29 protein-coding genes are annotated in these 17,504 nt (G+C 64.0%); 1 reads left to right on the top strand and 28 read right to left on the bottom strand.

The window, feature by feature from the left end; genetic code table 11:
- Positions 1–27: 27 nt before the first annotated feature.
- The 28 genes from AncyloWKF20_RS03515 to AncyloWKF20_RS03380 form a co-directional block, all read right to left on the bottom strand.
- Positions 28–612, bottom strand: a complete 585-nt coding sequence (locus tag AncyloWKF20_RS03515; protein ID WP_279316547.1) for an adenylate kinase — start codon at positions 610–612, stop codon at positions 28–30.
- Positions 609–1,940, bottom strand: a complete 1,332-nt coding sequence (secY, locus tag AncyloWKF20_RS03510; protein ID WP_267582820.1) for a preprotein translocase subunit SecY — start codon at positions 1,938–1,940, stop codon at positions 609–611. Before secY ends, AncyloWKF20_RS03515 begins: the two co-directional genes overlap by 4 nt.
- Before the next feature lie 55 nt (positions 1,941–1,995).
- Complete coding sequence (gene rplO / locus AncyloWKF20_RS03505; protein ID WP_279316546.1) at positions 1,996–2,487, bottom strand: 50S ribosomal protein L15; 492 nt, start codon at positions 2,485–2,487, stop codon at positions 1,996–1,998.
- Between the two features lie 22 nt (positions 2,488–2,509).
- Positions 2,510–2,701, bottom strand: coding sequence for a 50S ribosomal protein L30 (gene rpmD / locus AncyloWKF20_RS03500; RefSeq protein WP_267582822.1), 192 nt, complete (start codon positions 2,699–2,701; stop codon positions 2,510–2,512).
- A gap of 26 nt (positions 2,702–2,727) precedes the next feature.
- Positions 2,728–3,279 carry a 30S ribosomal protein S5 gene (gene rpsE / locus AncyloWKF20_RS03495; protein ID WP_152301896.1) on the bottom strand — a complete coding sequence of 184 codons (552 nt, stop codon included), beginning with the start codon at positions 3,277–3,279 and terminating at the stop codon, positions 2,728–2,730.
- Positions 3,280–3,321: 42 nt separating this feature from the next.
- Complete coding sequence (rplR, locus tag AncyloWKF20_RS03490; protein ID WP_267582823.1) at positions 3,322–3,684, bottom strand: 50S ribosomal protein L18; 363 nt, start codon at positions 3,682–3,684, stop codon at positions 3,322–3,324.
- Between the two features lie 12 nt (positions 3,685–3,696).
- Entirely contained in the window at positions 3,697–4,230 is a 534-nt protein-coding gene (gene rplF / locus AncyloWKF20_RS03485) for a 50S ribosomal protein L6 (RefSeq protein WP_279316545.1), read from the bottom strand.
- A 21-nt stretch (positions 4,231–4,251) separates the two neighbouring features.
- Entirely contained in the window at positions 4,252–4,650 is a 399-nt protein-coding gene (gene rpsH / locus AncyloWKF20_RS03480; protein ID WP_267582825.1) for a 30S ribosomal protein S8, read from the bottom strand.
- Between the two features lie 13 nt (positions 4,651–4,663).
- Positions 4,664–4,969 (bottom strand): 30S ribosomal protein S14, encoded by a 306-nt coding sequence (gene rpsN / locus AncyloWKF20_RS03475; RefSeq protein ID WP_267582826.1) that lies wholly within the window; start codon positions 4,967–4,969, stop codon positions 4,664–4,666.
- 57 nt (positions 4,970–5,026) lie between these two features.
- Positions 5,027–5,584, bottom strand: coding sequence for a 50S ribosomal protein L5 (gene rplE, locus AncyloWKF20_RS03470; RefSeq protein ID WP_267582827.1), 558 nt, complete (start codon positions 5,582–5,584; stop codon positions 5,027–5,029).
- A complete protein-coding gene (rplX, locus tag AncyloWKF20_RS03465) occupies positions 5,577–5,894 on the bottom strand; it encodes a 50S ribosomal protein L24 (protein WP_279316544.1) in 318 nt (105 codons plus the stop codon). Before rplX ends, rplE begins: the two co-directional genes overlap by 8 nt.
- Positions 5,894–6,262 carry a 50S ribosomal protein L14 gene (gene rplN, locus AncyloWKF20_RS03460; protein ID WP_163073307.1) on the bottom strand — a complete coding sequence of 123 codons (369 nt, stop codon included), beginning with the start codon at positions 6,260–6,262 and terminating at the stop codon, positions 5,894–5,896. Before rplN ends, rplX begins: the two co-directional genes overlap by 1 nt.
- Before the next feature lie 73 nt (positions 6,263–6,335).
- Positions 6,336–6,584, bottom strand: a complete 249-nt coding sequence (rpsQ, locus tag AncyloWKF20_RS03455) for a 30S ribosomal protein S17 (protein WP_013166271.1) — start codon at positions 6,582–6,584, stop codon at positions 6,336–6,338.
- 10 nt (positions 6,585–6,594) lie between these two features.
- Positions 6,595–6,804 carry a 50S ribosomal protein L29 gene (rpmC, locus tag AncyloWKF20_RS03450; protein ID WP_279316543.1) on the bottom strand — a complete coding sequence of 70 codons (210 nt, stop codon included), beginning with the start codon at positions 6,802–6,804 and terminating at the stop codon, positions 6,595–6,597.
- 11 nt (positions 6,805–6,815) lie between these two features.
- Positions 6,816–7,229 carry a 50S ribosomal protein L16 gene (gene rplP, locus AncyloWKF20_RS03445; RefSeq protein ID WP_267582830.1) on the bottom strand — a complete coding sequence of 138 codons (414 nt, stop codon included), beginning with the start codon at positions 7,227–7,229 and terminating at the stop codon, positions 6,816–6,818.
- Between the two features lie 29 nt (positions 7,230–7,258).
- A complete protein-coding gene (rpsC, locus tag AncyloWKF20_RS03440; protein ID WP_267582831.1) occupies positions 7,259–7,966 on the bottom strand; it encodes a 30S ribosomal protein S3 in 708 nt (235 codons plus the stop codon).
- Positions 7,966–8,346: a 50S ribosomal protein L22 gene (rplV, locus tag AncyloWKF20_RS03435; RefSeq protein ID WP_018390605.1), complete on the bottom strand. Its 381-nt coding sequence runs from the start codon at positions 8,344–8,346 to the stop codon at positions 7,966–7,968. Before rplV ends, rpsC begins: the two co-directional genes overlap by 1 nt.
- A gap of 10 nt (positions 8,347–8,356) precedes the next feature.
- Entirely contained in the window at positions 8,357–8,635 is a 279-nt protein-coding gene (rpsS, locus tag AncyloWKF20_RS03430) for a 30S ribosomal protein S19 (protein ID WP_267582832.1), read from the bottom strand.
- Between the two features lie 17 nt (positions 8,636–8,652).
- On the bottom strand, positions 8,653–9,486 hold the full coding sequence (gene rplB / locus AncyloWKF20_RS03425; protein ID WP_267582833.1) for a 50S ribosomal protein L2: 834 nt from the start codon (positions 9,484–9,486) through the stop codon (positions 8,653–8,655).
- A 22-nt stretch (positions 9,487–9,508) separates the two neighbouring features.
- The gene (locus tag AncyloWKF20_RS03420) at positions 9,509–9,805 is read right to left on the bottom strand and encodes a 50S ribosomal protein L23 (protein WP_213356472.1); all 297 of its coding nucleotides are present in this window, start codon (positions 9,803–9,805) and stop codon (positions 9,509–9,511) included.
- On the bottom strand, positions 9,802–10,425 hold the full coding sequence (rplD, locus tag AncyloWKF20_RS03415; protein WP_279316541.1) for a 50S ribosomal protein L4: 624 nt from the start codon (positions 10,423–10,425) through the stop codon (positions 9,802–9,804). Before rplD ends, AncyloWKF20_RS03420 begins: the two co-directional genes overlap by 4 nt.
- Entirely contained in the window at positions 10,425–11,156 is a 732-nt protein-coding gene (rplC, locus tag AncyloWKF20_RS03410; protein ID WP_267582835.1) for a 50S ribosomal protein L3, read from the bottom strand. The genes rplD and rplC overlap by 1 nt, the downstream gene beginning before the upstream one ends.
- Before the next feature lie 22 nt (positions 11,157–11,178).
- Complete coding sequence (gene rpsJ / locus AncyloWKF20_RS03405; RefSeq protein ID WP_013166261.1) at positions 11,179–11,487, bottom strand: 30S ribosomal protein S10; 309 nt, start codon at positions 11,485–11,487, stop codon at positions 11,179–11,181.
- Between the two features lie 96 nt (positions 11,488–11,583).
- On the bottom strand, positions 11,584–12,774 hold the full coding sequence (gene tuf, locus AncyloWKF20_RS03400; RefSeq protein ID WP_267582836.1) for an elongation factor Tu: 1,191 nt from the start codon (positions 12,772–12,774) through the stop codon (positions 11,584–11,586).
- 63 nt (positions 12,775–12,837) lie between these two features.
- On the bottom strand, positions 12,838–14,913 hold the full coding sequence (gene fusA / locus AncyloWKF20_RS03395) for an elongation factor G (protein ID WP_279316538.1): 2,076 nt from the start codon (positions 14,911–14,913) through the stop codon (positions 12,838–12,840).
- Between the two features lie 27 nt (positions 14,914–14,940).
- On the bottom strand, positions 14,941–15,411 hold the full coding sequence (rpsG, locus tag AncyloWKF20_RS03390; RefSeq protein ID WP_279316537.1) for a 30S ribosomal protein S7: 471 nt from the start codon (positions 15,409–15,411) through the stop codon (positions 14,941–14,943).
- 11 nt (positions 15,412–15,422) lie between these two features.
- The gene (gene rpsL / locus AncyloWKF20_RS03385) at positions 15,423–15,794 is read right to left on the bottom strand and encodes a 30S ribosomal protein S12 (protein ID WP_018390597.1); all 372 of its coding nucleotides are present in this window, start codon (positions 15,792–15,794) and stop codon (positions 15,423–15,425) included.
- A gap of 459 nt (positions 15,795–16,253) precedes the next feature.
- Positions 16,254–16,709, bottom strand: a complete 456-nt coding sequence (locus AncyloWKF20_RS03380; protein WP_279316536.1) for a MarR family transcriptional regulator — start codon at positions 16,707–16,709, stop codon at positions 16,254–16,256.
- 174 nt (positions 16,710–16,883) lie between these two features.
- On the opposite strand from AncyloWKF20_RS03380, the gene AncyloWKF20_RS03375 reads away from it, so the two are divergent.
- Positions 16,884–17,306: an organic hydroperoxide resistance protein gene (locus AncyloWKF20_RS03375; RefSeq protein ID WP_279316535.1), complete on the top strand. Its 423-nt coding sequence runs from the start codon at positions 16,884–16,886 to the stop codon at positions 17,304–17,306.
- The last annotated feature ends 198 nt before the right edge of the window (positions 17,307–17,504 follow it).

The raw sequence follows: 17,504 nt of genomic DNA, 5'->3' as shown, positions 1-17,504 counted from the left end.
CTCGCCCTGTCAAGCCGCACGGATGATCTAGACGGTCTCGAGCAGCCCGGCGATAGCCTCGGACACCTCGTCGATCGGCTTCATGCCATCAACCGCCGTGAGCAGGCCGCGCTCCGCATAGTAGGGAGCGACGACCGCGGTATCGCGATTGAAGGCGGCGAGCCGGGTCTTGAAGATCTCCGGGTCGTCATCCTTGCGGACCGGCTCCCCGCGGGCGGCGGTCTCGCGCGCCCGCTGCAGGATGCGGTCGACCAGCTTGTCCTGGTCAACCTTGAACTCGATCACGGCGTCGAGCTTCAGGCCCTTCTCGGCAAGGATGCCGTCGAGCGCCTCGGCCTGGGCGACGGTCCGCGGAAAGCCATCGAGGATGAACCCGTTGGCGCAGTCCGCCTGGTCGATTCGGTCGGAGATGATGCCGATGACGATGTCATCGGACACCAGCTTGCCGGCATCCATCACCGCCTTGGCCTTGAGGCCGATCGGCGTGCCGTCCCGAACCGCCTCGCGCAGCATGTCACCCGTGGACAGCTGCACGATGCCGTAGCGTGCCACCAGGCGCTGCGCCTGGGTGCCCTTGCCGGCACCCGGCGGTCCGAGCAGTATCAACCTCATCGACGCTTCCCCTTGAGCTTGGCCTTCTTGACCAGACCCTCATATTGATGCGCCAGCAGGTGCCCCTGAACCTGTGCCACGGTATCCATGGTCACGCTCACCACGATGAGCAGGGAGGTGCCGCCGAAGTAGAAGGGCACCGCTGCGTACGAGATGAGAATCTCGGGGAACAAGCAGACGATCGCAAGGTAAGCCGCACCGATGACGGTGATGCGAGTCAGCACATAGTCGATGTACTCGGCGGTACGCTCGCCCGGACGGATGCCGGGGATGAAGCCGCCATGCTTCTTCAGATTGTCCGCCGTCTCCGCCGGATTGAACACGATGGCCGTGTAGAAGAAGCAGAAGAACACGATCAGCAGCACATAGAGCAGCATGAACAGCGGCTGGCCGTGACCGATGAGCGTGGTCACCGTGGTCAGCCAGCCGGGCCCCTGCCCCTGCATGAAGCTCGCGACCGTGGTCGGGATGAGCAGCAGCGAGGAGGCGAAGATCGGCGGGATGACACCCGAGGTGTTCAGCTTCAGCGGCAGGTGCGAGGACTGGCCCTCATACACCTTATTGCCAACCTGGCGCTTCGGGTACTGGATCAGCAGCCGGCGCTGGGCCCGCTCCATGAACACGATGAACATGATGACCGCGGCGGCCATCAGGATCACCGCCAGCACGAGGCCGGTCGAGATCGCGCCCTGGCGGCCGAGTTCCAGCGTGTTGGCGATCGCCGAGGGCAGCTCCGCCACGATACCGGCGAAGATGATCAGCGAGATGCCGTTGCCGATGCCGCGCGAGGTGATCTGCTCGCCCAGCCACATCAGGAACATCGTGCCGCCCGTGAGGGTGATGACGGTCGAGATGCGGAAGAACCAGCCGGGATCCGCCACGACCGCGCCCGAGCCTTCAAGGCCGACGGCGATGCCGTAGGACTGGAACACGGCGAGCACCACGGTGAGGTAGCGCGTGTACTGGTTGATGGTCTTGCGGCCCGCCTCGCCTTCCTTCTTCAGCGCTTCCAGCGTCGGGGAGACGGTGGTGAGGAGCTGAATGATGATGGAGGCGGAGATGTACGGCATGATGTTCAGGGCGAAGATCGCCATGCGCGAGACCGCGCCGCCCGAGAACATGTTGAAGAGGCCGATGATGCCCTGCTGCGCCGTCTTGAAGACGTCCGCGAGCGCGTCGGGATTGATCCCGGGCATCGGAATATAGGTGCCCAGCCGATACACGAGAAGCGCACCCAGTGTGAACCAGATGCGCTTCTTGAGTTCGTCGGCTTTTGCCAGAGCACCGAAATTGAGGTTTGCCGCGAGCTGTTCTGCTGCCGAGGCCATGGGGCTTCGCTCCCTCGACTGTGCCCTGAAAAGATCGGTAGGCCTGACTTAAGCGTCAGGCCGCCGTTTCGCCAGCCTCGGCCTTGGACGCGAGAAGCGTCACCTTGCCGCCGGCCTTCTCGATTGCCTCGACCGCCGACTTGGTGGCGTGCGCCACTTCGAGGGTGACCTTGGCCGTCAGCTCGCCAGAACCGAGCACGCGCACGCCCGCCTTGACGCGGCGCAGAACGCCCGCCTCGACCAGCGCCGCCTGGGTGATCGTCGCCTTGGCGTCGAGCTTGCCAGCATCGAGCGCGGTCTGGATGCGGCCGAGGGAAACCTCGTTCCAATCCAGCGCGAAGATGTTGTGGAAGCCGCGCTTGGGCAGGCGACGATGGATCGGCATCTGGCCGCCTTCGAAGCCCTTGATGGCGACGCCGGTGCGCGAGGTCTGACCCTTCACGCCACGACCGCCGGTCTTGCCCTTGCCGGAGCCGATGCCGCGACCGACGCGCATCCGCTTCTTGCGCGAGCCGGCATTGTCCTTGATGTCGTTCAGGTTGCTCATCGCCCTGTCTCCTTCGACGCCGTCACGCTTCGACGACGCGGACGAGGTGGCGAACCTTGAAGATCATGCCACGCACCGCCGGGGTGTCTTCGAGCGTCGAACGACGCCCGAGCTTGTTGAGGCCGAGGCCGATGAGGGTCGCCCGCTGCGCGCCGGGGCGGCGGATCGGGCTGCCGGTCTGCTCGACCGTGACCGTATTGGTGGTCTTCGCCATGATAAGCTCCACTACCTTTCAGGGCGTCAGTCGGTCGCTTCGGCGTCGTCGACACGACGGCGCGACTGAAGCTGCGACACCTTGAGGCTACGGCGGGCAGCCACCAGACGCGGGCTGTCCTGGTTCTTCAGCGCATCGAAGGTCGCCCGAACCATGTTGTACGGGTTGGACGAGCCGAACGACTTCGCCACCACGTCCTGCATGCCGAGCGTCTCGAAGACAGCGCGCATCGGGCCGCCCGCGATGATGCCCGTACCGGCCGGAGCCGCACGCAGGATCACCTTGCCGGCGCCGTGATGCCCATGCACGTCGTGGTGCAGGGTCCGGCCCTCGCGCAGCGGCACGCGGATCAGCGCGCGCTTGGCGGCTTCCGTGGCCTTGCGGATGGCTTCCGGCACTTCACGGGCCTTACCGTGGCCGAAGCCGACGCGACCCTTCTGGTCGCCGACCACAACCAGGGCGGCGAAGCCGAAGCGACGGCCACCCTTCACAACCTTCGCGACACGGTTGATGTGGACCAGCTTGTCCACGAACGTGTTGTCGCGATCCTCGCGTTCACGCTCACGTTCACGAGCCATGATCTTATCCTCGTCGTTCTGCGGGGGATCCCGCTCGTGATCTCAGAAGTTGAGGCCGCCCTCGCGGGCGGCATCGGCGAGCGCCTTGACACGGCCGTGATAAATGAAAGCGCCGCGGTCAAACACGACGTCCTTCACTCCGGCCGCAATGGCGCGTTCCGCCACGAGCTTGCCGATCGCCTGAGCCGCCGCGACGTCCGCGCCGGTCTTCAGGCTGTCCCGCAGATCCTTCTCGAGCGAAGACGCGGCGGCGAGAGTGACGCCGCGCGCATCGTCGATGATCTGCGCATAGATGTGCTTCGACGAACGATGCACCGAAAGGCGCGGCCGCCCGTTCGCCGTCGCGCGGATCGCACGACGGACACGCGCCTTGCGGCGCTCGGTAGCGTCCTTGAACTGAGCCATGGTTCGATTCCGTTACTTCTTCTTGCCTTCCTTGCGGAAGATGAATTCGCCAGCGTACTTGACGCCCTTGCCCTTGTACGGCTCGGGGCCACGATAATCGCGAATTTCGGCGGCGACCTGACCAACCTGCTGGCGGTCAATGCCGGAAATCACGATCTCGGTCGGCTTCGGCGTGACGATCTGGATCCCTTCCGGGATCGGATAGTTCACGTCGTGGCTGAAACCGAGGGCCAGGCTGAGCGACTTGCCCTGCACAGCGGCGCGATAGCCGACGCCGGTGATCTCGAGCTTCTTCTCGAAGCCCTTGGTCACGCCTTCGACGGCATTGGCGACGAGCGTGCGGGACAGACCCCACATCGCCTTGTGCCGGTTGGTCTCGCCACGCAGCGCGAACAGGAGCGTCCCGGCCTCGAGCTTCACGTCGATCTCGTCGACGACGTTGACCTGAAGGGCGCCCTTGGGGCCCTTCACCTTGACGGTCTGACCTTCCACGGTGGCGGTGACGCCGGCCGGGACGGTGATGGGGGCTTTGCCGATCTTGGACATGTGCTCTCTCTGCCTCCCCGATCAGAAGACCGTGAAGAGGACTTCGCCGCCCACGTTCTTGTCGCGGGCTTCGTGGTCCGCCATCACACCCTGGGGCGTGGAGACGACAGCGACGCCGAGACCGTTGGCGACGCGGGGAAGGGTCTTCACCGACGAGTAGACGCGGCGGCCCGGCTTGGAGACGCGCGAAATCTCGCGGATCACCGGCTCGCCGTCATAGTACTTCAGCTCGATCTGGAACTCGGTGCGGCCATTGACCGGCTCAGACGCGGAATAGCCGCGGATGAAGCCTTCAGAGGCCAGCACGTCGAGAACGCGGGCGCGCAGGACGGAGCCGGGCGTGAGCACGGTTTCCTTGCGGCGCATCTGAGCGTTGCGGATGCGGGTGATGAGATCACCGATCGGATCAGTCGTGGACATGGTCAGGCCCTCCTCACCAGCTCGACTTCACGAGGCCGGGGATCTGCCCTTGCGAGCCAAGCTCACGAAGGGCGATACGGCTCATCTTCAGCTTGCGATAGTAAGCGCGCGGACGGCCCGTCACCTCGCAACGATTGCGGATGCGGACCTTCGCCGAATTACGCGGGAGTTCCGCGAGCTTGAGGACCGCGGCGAAGCGCTCCTCGATCGGCAGTTCCTTGTTGCTCACCAGGGCCTTGAGACGCGAACGCTTGCCGGCGTAGCTCTTGGCGAGCTTCCGGCGATGTTCGTTCTTTTCGACCGAGCTCTTCTTGGCCATAAATTTGCTCCTAGTCTCCGCGTTTGGGGCCGTAGCCCCACTGCCGGAAGGGGATGCTTACTGACGGAACGGGAAGTTGAAGGCCTTCAGAAGCGCGCGCGCCTCGTCGTCCGTCTTCGCCGTCGTGCAGACGATGATGTCCATGCCCCACATCTGATCAACCTTATCGTAGTTGATCTCCGGGAACACGATATGCTCCTTGATGCCGAGGGCGAAGTTGCCACGGCCGTCAAAGCTCTTGGGGTTCAGGCCGCGGAAGTCACGCACGCGGGGAAGAGCGATGTTCACGAGCCGATCAACGAACTCGTACATACGCGTCTTGCGCAGGGTGACCTTCGCGCCGACCGGCTGGTTCTCGCGCAGCTTGAAGTTCGAGATCGCCTGGCGGGCGCGGGTCACGACCGGCTTCTGGCCGGCGATGAGCGCGAGGTCGCCGGCGGCGGTCTGCACCTTCTTGGTATCGGCGGTCGCTTCGCCAACGCCCATGTTGATGACGATCTTCTCGATGACCGGCACTTCCATGACGTTCTTGTAGCCGAACTGCTCGACCATCTGCTTGCGGATGCTTTCCTCGTAGAAAGCCTTCATCCGCGGCGTGTAGTTGGTCTCAGCCATCGATCTTCTCCCCCGAGCGCTTGGCGACGCGCACCTTGGTGCCATCAGCCTGCACAAGGAAACCGACGCGGGTCGGCTTGCCATCCTTCGGATCGGCAATCGCGATGTTCGACAGGTCGATGGGAGCCTCCTTGGAGATGATCCCGCCTTCCTGGGTCTGCGTCTGCCGCTGGTGACGCTTCACCAGGTTGATACCGCGCACCTTGGCAGTACCTTCCTTCGGAAGCACCTCGAACACCTCGCCCGAGCGACCCTTGTCGCGACCGGCGAGTACGACGACCTTGTCGCCCTTCTTGATCTTGGCAGCCATCACAGCACCTCCGGTGCCAGCGAGATGATCTTCATGTGGTTCTTCGCACGAAGTTCGCGCGGAACCGGCCCGAAGATACGCGTGCCGACCGGCTCTTTGTTGTTGTTGATCAGGACGGCCGCATTGCGGTCGAACCGGATCACGGTGCCATCGACGCGACGGATGTCCTTGGCCGTGCGAACCACGACCGCCTTCATCACGTCGCCCTTCTTAACACGGCCGCGCGGAATAGCTTCCTTCACCGACACCACGATGATGTCGCCGACATGGGCATACTTACGCTTCGAGCCGCCAAGCACCTTGATGCACATGACGCGACGCGCACCGGAATTGTCCGCGACGTCGAGATTGGTCTGCATCTGGATCATGACGCACCTATTTCTCGCAAAAACCGCGCGCAGCCGTTACCGGCGCGCGCCCCTCAATCCCGTTTCCGGGCGCTCAGACTTCAGCCCGCTTCTCGCCCTGGACCACGATCCAGTTCTTGAGCTTGGACAAGGGGCGGTGCTCCTCGATCCAGACGGTGTCGCCTTCCTTCCACACATTGCCCTCATCATGGGCATGGTACTTCTTGGAACGGCGGACGGTCTTCTTCAGCAGCGGATGGGTGAAACGGCGCTCGACCCGGACCACGACGGTCTTGTCCTGCTTGTCGCTCACCACGACGCCCTGCAGCAAACGCTTCGGCATCGCTATCTCCTCACTTCGCCTTGGCCGCGGACGCGGCCTTCTGCGCCTGGACGGTCTTGACCCGCGCGATATCGCGACGGACCTGACGCACCCGCGCCGTGTTGTCGAGCTGACCGGTCGCCTTCTGGAAGCGCAGGTTGAACTGCTCCTTCTTCAGCTTGAGCAGCTCGTCCGAGAGCTCGTCCGCGGTCTTCGTCCGAATGTCGGAAGCCTTCGTCATCATTCCCTCCGTCACTCGGCGATGCGTTCGACGAAGCGCGTCTTGATCGGCAGCTTCGCGGCAGCGAGAGTGAGTGCCTCACGCGCGATATCCTGGCTCACGCCATCGATCTCGAACATGATGCGGCCGGGCTTGACCTTGGCGGCCCAATATTCGGGAGCGCCCTTGCCCTTACCCATGCGGACTTCGGTCGGCTTCTTCGACACCGGCACGTCCGGGAAGACGCGGATCCACACGCGACCGGCACGCTTCATGTGACGGGTCAGCGCACGACGCGCGGCTTCGATCTGGCGCGCGGTAACGCGCTCCGGCTCAACGGCCTTCAGCCCGAACTGGCCAAAGTTGAGGTCAGTTCCGCCCTTCGCAGCGCCGTTGATACGGCCCTTGAACTGCTTGCGGAACTTTGTGCGCTTCGGTTGCAGCATGTCGCGCCTCTTATTCCTTCTGTCTCAATTCACGCCGCGTCGCGACGCGAGGAGCGACCACCCGACGACTCACCTTCCGCGGCGCGCTTGTCCTGCGCCATCGGATCGTGCTCGAGGATCTCGCCCTTGAAGATCCAGACCTTGACACCGCAAGTGCCGTAGGTCGTGAAGGCGGTGGCCGTACCGTAATCCACGTCCGCGCGCAAGGTGTGAAGTGGCACGCGCCCTTCACGATACCACTCGAGACGCGCAATCTCAGCGCCACCAAGGCGTCCCGCGCAGTTGATGCGGATGCCTTCGGCGCCCAGACGCATCGCCGACTGGACGGCGCGCTTCATGGCGCGACGGAAAGCCACGCGACGCTCGAGCTGCTGGGCGATTGATTCGGCCACCAGGCGGGCGTCGATTTCCGGCTTCCGGATCTCGACGATGTTGATGAAGACCTCCGAGTTGGTCATCTCGGCGACCTTCTTGCGGAGCTTGTCGATGTCCGCACCCTTCTTGCCGATCACCACGCCCGGACGCGCCGAGTGGATGGTGACGCGGCACTTCTTGTGCGGACGCTCGATCACGATCTTGGAGACGGCAGCCTGCTTGAGCAGCTTCTGCAGCATCTCGCGGATCTTGATGTCTTCATGCAGCAGCTGGCCGTACTCGCCCTTGCTGGCGAACCAGCGGGAGTCCCAGGTGCGGTTGATGCCGAGCCGCAGCCCGACGGGATTAACTTTCTGACCCATCAGGCCTTCTCCTCGACTTCACGGACCACGATCGTGATATGCGAGAACGGCTTCTCGATCCGGCTGGCGCGACCGCGAGCCCGCGCCGCGAAGCGCTTCATGACGAGACCCTTGCCGACATGCGCCTCGGCGACGATGAGATCGTCGACGTCCAGCTCATGATTGTTCTCGGCATTGGCGATAGCCGATTCCAGGCACTTCTTCACGTCGCCAGCGATCCGCTTGCGGGAGAACTGCAGATCGGCCAGAGCCGTCGCGACCTTCTTCCCGCGGATCAGGCCCGCGACGAGGTTGAGCTTCTGGGGGCTCACGCGGAGATTGCGTGCAACCGCCTTGGCTTCCGTATCCGCGAGCGTGCGCGGACGAGCTGCCTTACCCATGACCCTACCTCTACTTGCGCTTGGCTTTCTTGTCCGCCGCGTGCCCGTAATAGGTACGGGTCGGGGCGAACTCGCCGAACTTGTGGCCTACCATGTCCTCGGACACCGAGACCGGCACATGCTTGTTGCCGTTGTAAACGCCAAAGGTGACGCCAACGAACTGCGGCAGGATCGTGGAGCGACGGCTCCAGATCTTGACCACGTCGTGACGACCCGACGAGCGCGCGGCTTCCGCCTTCTTGAGGAGGTAGCCGTCGACGAACGGACCTTTCCAGACCGATCGAGACATAATTCAGTTCCCCTCGCTCACTTCTTGCGGGCGTGCCGGCTGGACACGATGAACTTGCCGGTCGACTTGTTCTTCCGGGTCTTCTTACCCTTGGTGGGGAAGCCCCACGGGGTGACCGGATGACGTCCGCCCGAGGTGCGGCCTTCGCCGCCGCCGTGCGGGTGATCGACCGGGTTCATGGTGACGCCGCGGTTATGCGGGCGACGGCCCAGCCAGCGCTTGCGGCCGGCCTTGCCCAGGTTGGTGTTCATGTGGTCGGGGTTCGAAACCGCGCCCACCGTGCCGCAGCACTCGCCGTGAACCAGACGCTGCTCGCCCGAGTTGAGGCGGACGATCACGTAGCCCTGGTCGCGGCCGACGATCTGAGCGTAGGAGCCGGCGGAGCGGGCAATCTGACCACCCTTGCCGATCTTCAGCTCGATGTTGTGCACGATCGTGCCGACCGGCAGGTTGCCGAGCGGCGCGGTGTTACCGGGCTTCACGTCGACGTTCTTCGACGCGATCACCTGATCGCCGACAGCGAGGCGCTGCGGGGCCAGGATGTAGCTGAGCTCGCCATCCTCATACTTGATGAGGGCGATGAAGGCGGTGCGGTTCGGATCGTACTCGATCCGCTCGACGACCGCCGGCACATCGCGCTTGGCGCGCTTGAAGTCGACGAGGCGGTAGGCCTGCTTGTGGCCGCCGCCGCGGAAGCGGACGGTGATCCGGCCGAGATTGTTGCGGCCGCCGGACTCGTTCTTGCCCTCGGTCAGCGTCTTGACCGGCTTGCCCTTGTACAGGGCCGAGCGGTCGACGATGACGAGCTGGCGAAGGCTCGGCGTTACCGGCTTGAAGGTTTTGAGCGCCATGTCTCTGATCCTTGATCCCGGCTCACAGACCCGTCGTGATGTCGATGGTGTGACCCTCGGCGAGGGTAACAACCGCCTTCTTCACGTCGGACTGCACGCCCTTGCGGCCCTTGAAGAACTTCGTCTTCCCCTTGCGGACCAGCGTGTTGACGCTCTCGACCTTCACGTCGAAGAGCTTCTCGACCGCCTCCTTGATCTGCGGCTTGGTAGCCGTCAGAGCAACCTTGAAGACGACCTTGTTGTGCTCGGACGCCGCCGTGGCCTTCTCGGTGATGACCGGGGACACGATCACGTCGTAGTGGCGCGGATCGAGACTCATTTGAAGCGCGCCTCCAGAGCGTCGACAGCCGCCTTCGTCAGAACCAGGGTCTGGCGACGCAGGATGTCGTAGACGTTGATGCCCTGCACGGGCAGCACGTCAAGGTGACCGATATTGCGCGAGGCGAGGCCGAAATTGGCATCCACCTCGGCGCCCGAAATCACGAGGGCGTTCGACAGGCCGAGACCCGCCAGGCGCTCCTTGAGCAGCTTGGTCTTGGGCTCGGAGAGCGTGGCGTCATCGAGGATGACGATCCGCTGGTCCTTCGCCTTGGACGAGAGCGCGTGCTTCAGAGCGAGCGCACGGACCTTCTTGGGCAGGTCGCTGGCATGGCTGCGCTGGACCGGACCGAACGCCCGGCCGCCGCCACGGAACTGCGGAGCGGAAGCCGCACCGTGGCGAGCGCCGCCGGTGCCCTTCTGCTTGTACATCTTCCGCTTGGTGCGGTTGATGTCCGCGCGCGACAGGGTCTGGTGCGTGCCGGCCTGGCGGCGGGCGAGCTGCCACACCACCATGCGGTGCAGGATGTCCTGGCGCGGCTCGAGACCGAAGATCTCGTCCGACAGGGTCACGGAGCCGGCTTCGGCGCCGTCGAGGGTTTTGACCGCGAGTTCGACCATCACACGTTCTCCTCGGCCGCAACTTCAGCCGCCGGAGCCGCCTCGGCCTCGGAGCCCGGAAGACGGAACTTGCCCGGCTTCGGCGCTTCGGCCGGCAGCTTCTTCTTCACCGCGTCGGCCACCAGGATCCAGCCGCCCTTGTTACCGGGGACTGCACCCTCAACCGCGATCAGCCCACGCTCAACGTCGGTCAGAACGACCTTGAGGTTCTGCGTGGTCACGGTGTCGACGCCCATGTGGCCGGGCATCTTCTTGTTCTTGAAGGTCTTGCCGGGATCCTGACGACCACCGGTCGAACCGATCGAACGGTGCGAGATCGACACACCGTGCGTGGCGCGCAGACCGCCGAAGTTGTGACGCTTCATACCACCGGCGAAACCCTTACCGATGGAGGTGCCGGTCACGTCGACGAACTGGCCGACCACGAAGTGATCGACGGTCAGCTCGGCACCGACGGGGATGAGATCACCCTCTTCGACGCGGAACTCCGCGAGCTTGCGCTTCGGCTCAACCTTCGCAACCGCGAAGTGGCCGCGCATGGCGCGGGTGGTGTTCTGAGGCTTCGCCTTGCCGACACCGAGCTGGACGGCGGTGTAGCCGTTCTTCTCGAGCGTACGGTGAGCAACCACCTGGCAATTATCGACTTTCAGCACAGTGACCGGAACATGTTCACCCGCATCATTGAAGATGCGAGTCATGCCGACCTTCTGGGCGATGACGCCTGACCGCATGGCCGTGTCCCCTCGCCTTCTCTCAGAGCTTGATCTCGACGTCGACACCCGCAGCGAGGTCGAGCTTCATCAGCGCGTCCACGGTCTGGGGGGTCGGGTCGACGATGTCCAGCAGACGCTTATGCGTCCGCATTTCGAACTGTTCACGAGACTTCTTGTCCACGTGAGGCGAACGATTGACGGTGAATTTCTCAATCCGCGTCGGCAGCGGAATGGGGCCGCGGACCTGGGCGCCCGTGCGCTTCGCCGTCGAGACGATTTCGCGCGTCGAAGCGTCGAGTATGCGGTGGTCGAACGCCTTGAGGCGGATCCGAATGTTCTGGCCGTTCATTGACTTCAGGCTCCCAGAGGGCTCGTCAATAGGGCTCTATTACGAGCACCACGAAAAAAGGGCGCGAGCATCCCGCGCCCTTCGGGATTGGTTAGATCACTCGATGATGGCGGCGACGACGCCGGCGCCGACGGTGCGGCCGCCTTCGCGGATGGCGAAGCGCAGCTTCTCTTCCATCGCGATCGGAACGATCAGCGCCACGTCAACCGAGATGTTGTCGCCCGGCATCACCATTTCCGTGCCTTCCGGCAGCGTCACGATGCCCGTCACGTCCGTCGTGCGGAAGTAGAACTGCGGACGGTAGTTGGTGAAGAACGGCGTGTGGCGGCCGCCCTCTTCCTTCGTCAGGATGTACGCCTCGGCCTTGAACTTCGTGTGCGGCTTCACCGAACCCGGCTTGCACACGACCTGGCCGCGCTCCACGTCCTCACGCTTGGTGCCGCGCACCAGAATGCCGACATTGTCGCCCGCCTGGCCCTGGTCGAGCAGCTTGCGGAACATTTCGACGCCGGTCACCGTCGTCTTGATGGTCGGGCGGATGCCGACGATCTCGACTTCCTCGCCGACCTTGATGATGCCGCGCTCGACGCGACCGGTCACAACCGTGCCGCGGCCCGAGATCGAGAACACGTCTTCGATCGGCATCAGGAACGGCTGGTCAACCGGACGCTCCGGCTGCGGGATGTAGCTGTCGACCGCTTCCATCAGCTTCAGGACCGCGTCGCGGCCGAGCTTCGGGTCGCCATTCTCCAGCGCCACAAGCGCCGAGCCACGGATGATCGGGATGTCGTCGCCCGGGAAGTCGTACTTCGACAGAAGCTCGCGAACCTCGAGCTCGACGAGCTCAAGCAGTTCCTCGTCGTCGACCATGTCGCACTTGTTCAGGAACACCACCAGGGCGGGAACGCCGACCTGACGGGCCAGAAGGATGTGCTCGCGGGTCTGCGGCATCGGGCCGTCAGCCGCCGACACGACCAGGATCGCGCCGTCCATCTGCGCCGCGCCGGTGATCATGTTCTTCACATAGTCGGCGTGGCCGGGGCAGTCGACATGCGCGTAGTGGCGGTTCGCCGTCTCGTACTCAACGTGAGCCGTCGAGATCGTGATGCCGCGCGCCTTCTCTTCCGGCGCCTTGTCGATCTGGTCATACGCCGTGAACGTCGCGCCGCCCGACTCCGCAAGAACCTTCGTGATCGCCGCCGTCAGCGACGTCTTGCCATGGTCAACATGGCCAATCGTGCCAATGTTGCAGTGAGGCTTCGAACGGTTGAACTTCTCTTTGGCCACGGTGCTCTCCGTCGGTCAGTATTCGAATGGGATGCGAATTCGCTGGAAGGATCAGGCCGACGCTCACGCGTACTTGGCCTGAACCTCCTGCGCGACGTTCGACGGCACCTGCTCGTAGTGGTCGAACTGCATGGTGAAAGTCGCGCGGCCCTGGCTGAAGGAACGCAGCGTGTTGACGTAGCCGAACATATTGGCCAGCGGGACCATCGCGTTCACGACGTTCGCATTGCCACGCATGTCCTGGCCCTGGATCTGGCCACGGCGGGAGTTGAGATCGCCGATCACCGAACCCGTGTAGTCCTCGGGGGTGACGACCTCGACCTTCATGATCGGCTCGAGGAGCACCGCGCCGCCCTTCTGCAGGGCTTCACGGAACGCCGCACGCGAGGCGATTTCGAAGGCGAGGGCCGACGAGTCGACTTCGTGATAGGCGCCGTCAACCAGCTCGACCTTGACGTCGACAACCGGGAAGCCGGCCAGCACGCCCGAACCGAGCACGCTCTCCAGACCCTTGTTGACGCCGGGGATGTATTCCTTCGGCACCGCGCCGCCGATGATCTTGCTCTCGAAGGCGAAGCCCTTGCCGACTTCGTTCGGCTCGACCACGAACTTCACGCGAGCGAACTGGCCCGTACCGCCGGTCTGCTTCTTGTGGGTGTAGTCGACTTCGGTGCGCTTGGTGATCGTCTCGCGATAGGCCACCTGCGGGGCGCCGATGTTCGCGTCGACCTTGTAGGTGCGCTTCAGGATGTCGACCTTGATGTCGAGGTGCAGTTCGCCCATGCCCTTGAGGATGGTCTGGCCGCTTTCGAAATCGGTCGACACGCGGAAGGACGGATCCTCCGCCGCGAGCTTCGCCAGAGCGAGGCCCAGCTTCTCCTGGTCGGCCTTGGACTTCGGCTCGATCGCGATCTCGATGACGGGTTCGGGGAACTCCATCTTCTCGAGGATCACGGGCTTGGCCGGGTCGCAGAGCGTGTCACCGGTGCGGACTTCCTTGAGGCCGGCCAGGGCGACGATGTCGCCGGCATAGGCTTCCTTGATGTCCTCACGGTTGTTCGCATGCATGAGAAGCATGCGGCCAACGCGCTCCTTCTTGTCGCGGGTCGAGTTCAGCAGACCCATGCCGGTCTCGAGCTTGCCCGAATAGACGCGGCAGAAGGTGATCGTGCCGACGAAGGGGTCGTCCATGATCTTGAACGCGAGGACCGACAGCGGGTCGGAGTCGCTCGGGTTGCGAACGGTCTCTTCCTCGGTGTCGAAGTCGATGCCCTTGATCGCGCCACGGTCGATCGGGCTCGGCAGGAAGTCGCAGACGGCGTCGAGCAGGGGCTGAACGCCCTTGTTCTTGAAGGCCGAGCCGCAGAACACCGGGTTGAACACGCGGCCGATTACGGCCTTGCGGATCAGGCTCTTGAGGGTCGCCTCGTCCGGCTCAACGCCGTCGAGATAGGCGGAGAGCACGTCGTCGTCGAGCTCGACAGCCGCCTCGAGCAGCTTGCCGCGATATTCGACGGCCTGGTCGAGCAGCTCGGCCGGGATTTCTTCGTCATGATACTTCGCGCCGAGCTCTTCATTGTCCCACACGACCGCCTTCATGCGGACGAGGTCAATGACGCCCTTGAAGTTGTTCTCGGAACCGATCGGCAGCTGGCAGCACACCGGCTTGCCGTCCACGCGGTCGATGATCATCTCGACGCAGCGGAAGAAATCAGCGCCGGTCTTGTCCATCTTGTTGACGAACACGATGCGCGGAACGTTGTACTTGTCGGCCTGGCGCCACACGGTCTCGGTCTGCGGCTCGACGCCCTGGTTGCCGTCGAGAACGCACACGGCACCGTCGAGCACGCGCAGCGAACGCTCGACTTCAATGGTGAAGTCGACGTGGCCGGGCGTGTCGATGATGTTCAGGCGCTTGCCGTGCCAGAAAGCGGTCGTCGCGGCCGACGTGATCGTGATGCCGCGCTCCTGCTCCTGGGTCATCCAATCCATGGTGGCGGCGCCATCATGGACTTCGCCGATCTTGTGGCTCTTGCCGGTGTAATAGAGGATCCGTTCGGTCGTGGTGGTCTTGCCGGCATCAATGTGGGCCATGATGCCGAAGTTGCGGTAGTCTTCGATAGCGTGAATGCGCGACATATCAGATCCTCGTCCCGGCTCTCGTCATCACCAGCGGTAGTGAGAGAAGGCGCGGTTCGCCTCCGCCATGCGGTGGGTGTCTTCCCGCTTCTTCACGGCCGTGCCGCGATTGTTCGAGGCGTCCAGCAGCTCGCCGGACAGACGCTCGACCATGGTCTTCTCATTGCGGGCACGCGCCGCCGTGATCAGCCAACGGATCGCCAGGGCCTGACGGCGCTCCGGACGAACTTCGACGGGCACCTGGTAGGTGGCACCGCCGACGCGGCGCGAACGCACCTCGATGGCCGGGCTGACATTGTCCAGAGCCTGGGTGAAGACACCCAGCGGCTCGGACTTGGCGCGGTTCTCGACCAGATCGAGAGCTCCATAGACGATCGCCTCGGCGACCGACTTCTTGCCGTCATACATGACGGCGTTCATGAAGCGGCTGAGAACCTCGGAACCGAACTTCGGATCCGGGGTGACCTCACGGCGCTCTGCACGATGACGACGGGACATCGCTCAAATCCTCACTTCGGCCGCTTCGCGCCGTACTTCGACCGGCGCTGCTTGCGGTTCTTGACGCCCTGCGTATCGAGCACGCCGCGCAGGATGTGATAGCGCACGCCAGGAAGATCCTTGACGCGGCCGCCGCGGATCATCACCACGGAGTGTTCCTGCAGGTTGTGCCCCTCACCGGGGATGTAACCGATGACTTCGTAGCCATTGGTCAGACGTACCTTGGCGACCTTACGAAGGGCCGAGTTCGGCTTCTTCGGGGTCGTCGTGTAGACGCGGGTGCAAACGCCGCGCTTCTGCGGGCTGGCCTGCAGCGCCGGAACCTTGTTCCGGGCCTTCTGGGCTTCCCGCGGCTTGCGGATCAGCTGGTTGATCGTCGGCACTTCTCTCGCCTTCGTCTCGCTGCGCCGGAACAGGAGTGTTCCGCGCTACCCAATTCCGCGGCTACAACCGCAATTTCGCTCTCGACGGATCGGAACAGTCCGCACGGTCCATTGCTGCGAACGAAACAAGCGCCGTCGGCCATAGTCATGGCCGAGGGCGCTGAACGTTCAGAGGATCACGCGACAGCAAGCTGTCAGTCGCGATCATGCGCCGGTATTGATCGTGCATGCGTCCCGGCAGCGTCTTGGATTTCTGTGTCCAGACAGGGTGTCCGAACGCGGTAAATCCAACCGCCTGCCGTGAAAGTAGGCGCCTTCTACGCGCCGACTCGGTTCTCGTCAAGCCCGAAAGCAAGCATTGGTCGGGGTTCGGGGCCGATCCGGCGTCGCTTCAGGGCTTTGTGACACGTGAGTGTACCGAAAATCAGGCGCTTAGCGCCGGGAGTCGCGACCGTAAGGTCAGTTCTGCGTGGAGCGCAGAGATGAGTCGATCGAATCGCGAATCTGCATCAACCCGTCCCGCATCGCCGCGAGTTGCTCCGGCGGGCAGGCCGCCGCGCGCAGGAGGGTGGCCGGCATCGCTCCAGCGCGCGTCTGGAGAGCCCTCCCCGACTCGGTCAGGGCGACAATCACCTGCCGCTCGCTGGCGGGATTGCGCCGGCGGGTGACCAGCCCTTGAGATTCGAGTCGCTTCAGCAGCGGGGTGAGCGTGCTCGATTCGAGCTGGACCCGCGCGGCGAGGCTCCCGACGCTCTGCTCTCCCTCCTCCCAGAGGAGAAGCATGACGAGGTATTGCGGGTAGGTCAGCCCCAACTCCGCTAGCACCGGGCGGTAGGCCCGCGTCACCGCGTGCAGCGCCGAGTAGAGCGCGAAACAGAACTGCGCGTCGAGGGTCGGCAGGTCGTCCATCGCCATGGCCGTGGCTCCTTCATTGCCCTTGAACGATATATATCGCGCGCGATTTGTTGGTGCACGATTTTTCTTCTGGACAGACGGAATGAGAGTCGCTAGACAGGTTGTATCGCACGCGATGGTTCTTCGCGGCACGGTTTTCGGATGCAGCGGCATCCTCACATGGGAGAGAAGATCATGAAGGTTCTCTACGCGACCCAGGCGACGGCGACAGGCGGGCGTACCGGTTCGGCGGCGACGGCGGACGGTGCTCTCAAGGTCGACCTCGTCACCCCGAAGGAGCTCGGTGGTCCCGGCGGCGCCGGCAACAATCCCGAGCAGCTCTTCGCCGCCGGCTATTCCGCCTGCTTCCTCGGCGCCCTCAAGTTCGTCGCCGGCCAGCAGAAGATCAAGGTCGCCGACGACAGCACCGTGACGGCGGATGTCGGCATCGGCGCGCGCGATGATGGCCAGGGCTTCGGCCTCGATGTCGCGCTGACCATCAAGCTGCCGGGCCTGGAGCGCGCTGTGGCGGAAGATCTGGTGCAGCGCGCCCATGTCGTGTGCCCCTACTCGCACGCCACCAAGGGCAGCCTGGACGTCCGCCTGACCGTCGCCTGATCGCGCGGACCCTGCCGACAGAGACCTGAAACGACGCAGGGCCGCTCCTCACGGGGCGGCCCTGTTGTTTTTTGCGGCGGGTGGCGCATGTGGGGCGCATCGAGACCGGCGACACCGCGTGCGCCGTCCCCCCCCTGCCCGCTAAAGCAAAAGGGCCGCCCCGTGAGGAGCGGCCCTTTCTTATATGTGCCGTGCGGT

This window comes from Ancylobacter sp. WKF20, assembly GCF_029760895.1.
Taxonomy (GTDB): Bacteria; Pseudomonadota; Alphaproteobacteria; order Rhizobiales; family Xanthobacteraceae; genus Ancylobacter.
This window is presented reverse-complemented; position numbering and strand designations above follow the sequence as displayed.

What these genes read in the sequence shown, in the direction of transcription:
- AncyloWKF20_RS03515 (WP_279316547.1), bottom strand. Translation starts at nt 612, where the DNA reads ATGAGGTTGATACTGCTCGGACCGCCGGGTGCCGGCAAGGGCACCCAG.
- secY (WP_267582820.1), bottom strand. Translation starts at nt 1,940, where the DNA reads ATGGCCTCGGCAGCAGAACAGCTCGCGGCAAACCTCAATTTCGGTGCT.
- rplO (WP_279316546.1), bottom strand. Translation starts at nt 2,487, where the DNA reads ATGAGCAACCTGAACGACATCAAGGACAATGCCGGCTCGCGCAAGAAG.
- rpmD (WP_267582822.1), bottom strand. Translation starts at nt 2,701, where the DNA reads ATGGCGAAGACCACCAATACGGTCACGGTCGAGCAGACCGGCAGCCCG.
- rpsE (WP_152301896.1), bottom strand. Translation starts at nt 3,279, where the DNA reads ATGGCTCGTGAACGTGAGCGTGAACGCGAGGATCGCGACAACACGTTC.
- rplR (WP_267582823.1), bottom strand. Translation starts at nt 3,684, where the DNA reads ATGGCTCAGTTCAAGGACGCTACCGAGCGCCGCAAGGCGCGTGTCCGT.
- rplF (WP_279316545.1), bottom strand. Translation starts at nt 4,230, where the DNA reads ATGTCCAAGATCGGCAAAGCCCCCATCACCGTCCCGGCCGGCGTCACC.
- rpsH (WP_267582825.1), bottom strand. Translation starts at nt 4,650, where the DNA reads ATGTCCACGACTGATCCGATCGGTGATCTCATCACCCGCATCCGCAAC.
- rpsN (WP_267582826.1), bottom strand. Translation starts at nt 4,969, where the DNA reads ATGGCCAAGAAGAGCTCGGTCGAAAAGAACGAACATCGCCGGAAGCTC.
- rplE (WP_267582827.1), bottom strand. Translation starts at nt 5,584, where the DNA reads ATGGCTGAGACCAACTACACGCCGCGGATGAAGGCTTTCTACGAGGAA.
- rplX (WP_279316544.1), bottom strand. Translation starts at nt 5,894, where the DNA reads ATGGCTGCCAAGATCAAGAAGGGCGACAAGGTCGTCGTACTCGCCGGT.
- rplN (WP_163073307.1), bottom strand. Translation starts at nt 6,262, where the DNA reads ATGATCCAGATGCAGACCAATCTCGACGTCGCGGACAATTCCGGTGCG.
- rpsQ (WP_013166271.1), bottom strand. Translation starts at nt 6,584, where the DNA reads ATGCCGAAGCGTTTGCTGCAGGGCGTCGTGGTGAGCGACAAGCAGGAC.
- rpmC (WP_279316543.1), bottom strand. Translation starts at nt 6,804, where the DNA reads ATGACGAAGGCTTCCGACATTCGGACGAAGACCGCGGACGAGCTCTCG.
- rplP (WP_267582830.1), bottom strand. Translation starts at nt 7,229, where the DNA reads ATGCTGCAACCGAAGCGCACAAAGTTCCGCAAGCAGTTCAAGGGCCGT.
- rpsC (WP_267582831.1), bottom strand. Translation starts at nt 7,966, where the DNA reads ATGGGTCAGAAAGTTAATCCCGTCGGGCTGCGGCTCGGCATCAACCGC.
- rplV (WP_018390605.1), bottom strand. Translation starts at nt 8,346, where the DNA reads ATGGGTAAGGCAGCTCGTCCGCGCACGCTCGCGGATACGGAAGCCAAG.
- rpsS (WP_267582832.1), bottom strand. Translation starts at nt 8,635, where the DNA reads ATGTCTCGATCGGTCTGGAAAGGTCCGTTCGTCGACGGCTACCTCCTC.
- rplB (WP_267582833.1), bottom strand. Translation starts at nt 9,486, where the DNA reads ATGGCGCTCAAAACCTTCAAGCCGGTAACGCCGAGCCTTCGCCAGCTC.
- AncyloWKF20_RS03420 (WP_213356472.1), bottom strand. Translation starts at nt 9,805, where the DNA reads ATGAGTCTCGATCCGCGCCACTACGACGTGATCGTGTCCCCGGTCATC.
- rplD (WP_279316541.1), bottom strand. Translation starts at nt 10,425, where the DNA reads ATGGTCGAACTCGCGGTCAAAACCCTCGACGGCGCCGAAGCCGGCTCC.
- rplC (WP_267582835.1), bottom strand. Translation starts at nt 11,156, where the DNA reads ATGCGGTCAGGCGTCATCGCCCAGAAGGTCGGCATGACTCGCATCTTC.
- rpsJ (WP_013166261.1), bottom strand. Translation starts at nt 11,487, where the DNA reads ATGAACGGCCAGAACATTCGGATCCGCCTCAAGGCGTTCGACCACCGC.
- fusA (WP_279316538.1), bottom strand. Translation starts at nt 14,913, where the DNA reads ATGTCGCGCATTCACGCTATCGAAGACTACCGCAACTTCGGCATCATG.
- rpsG (WP_279316537.1), bottom strand. Translation starts at nt 15,411, where the DNA reads ATGTCCCGTCGTCATCGTGCAGAGCGCCGTGAGGTCACCCCGGATCCG.
- AncyloWKF20_RS03380 (WP_279316536.1), bottom strand. Translation starts at nt 16,709, where the DNA reads ATGGCGATGGACGACCTGCCGACCCTCGACGCGCAGTTCTGTTTCGCG.
- AncyloWKF20_RS03375 (WP_279316535.1), top strand. Translation starts at nt 16,884, where the DNA reads ATGAAGGTTCTCTACGCGACCCAGGCGACGGCGACAGGCGGGCGTACC.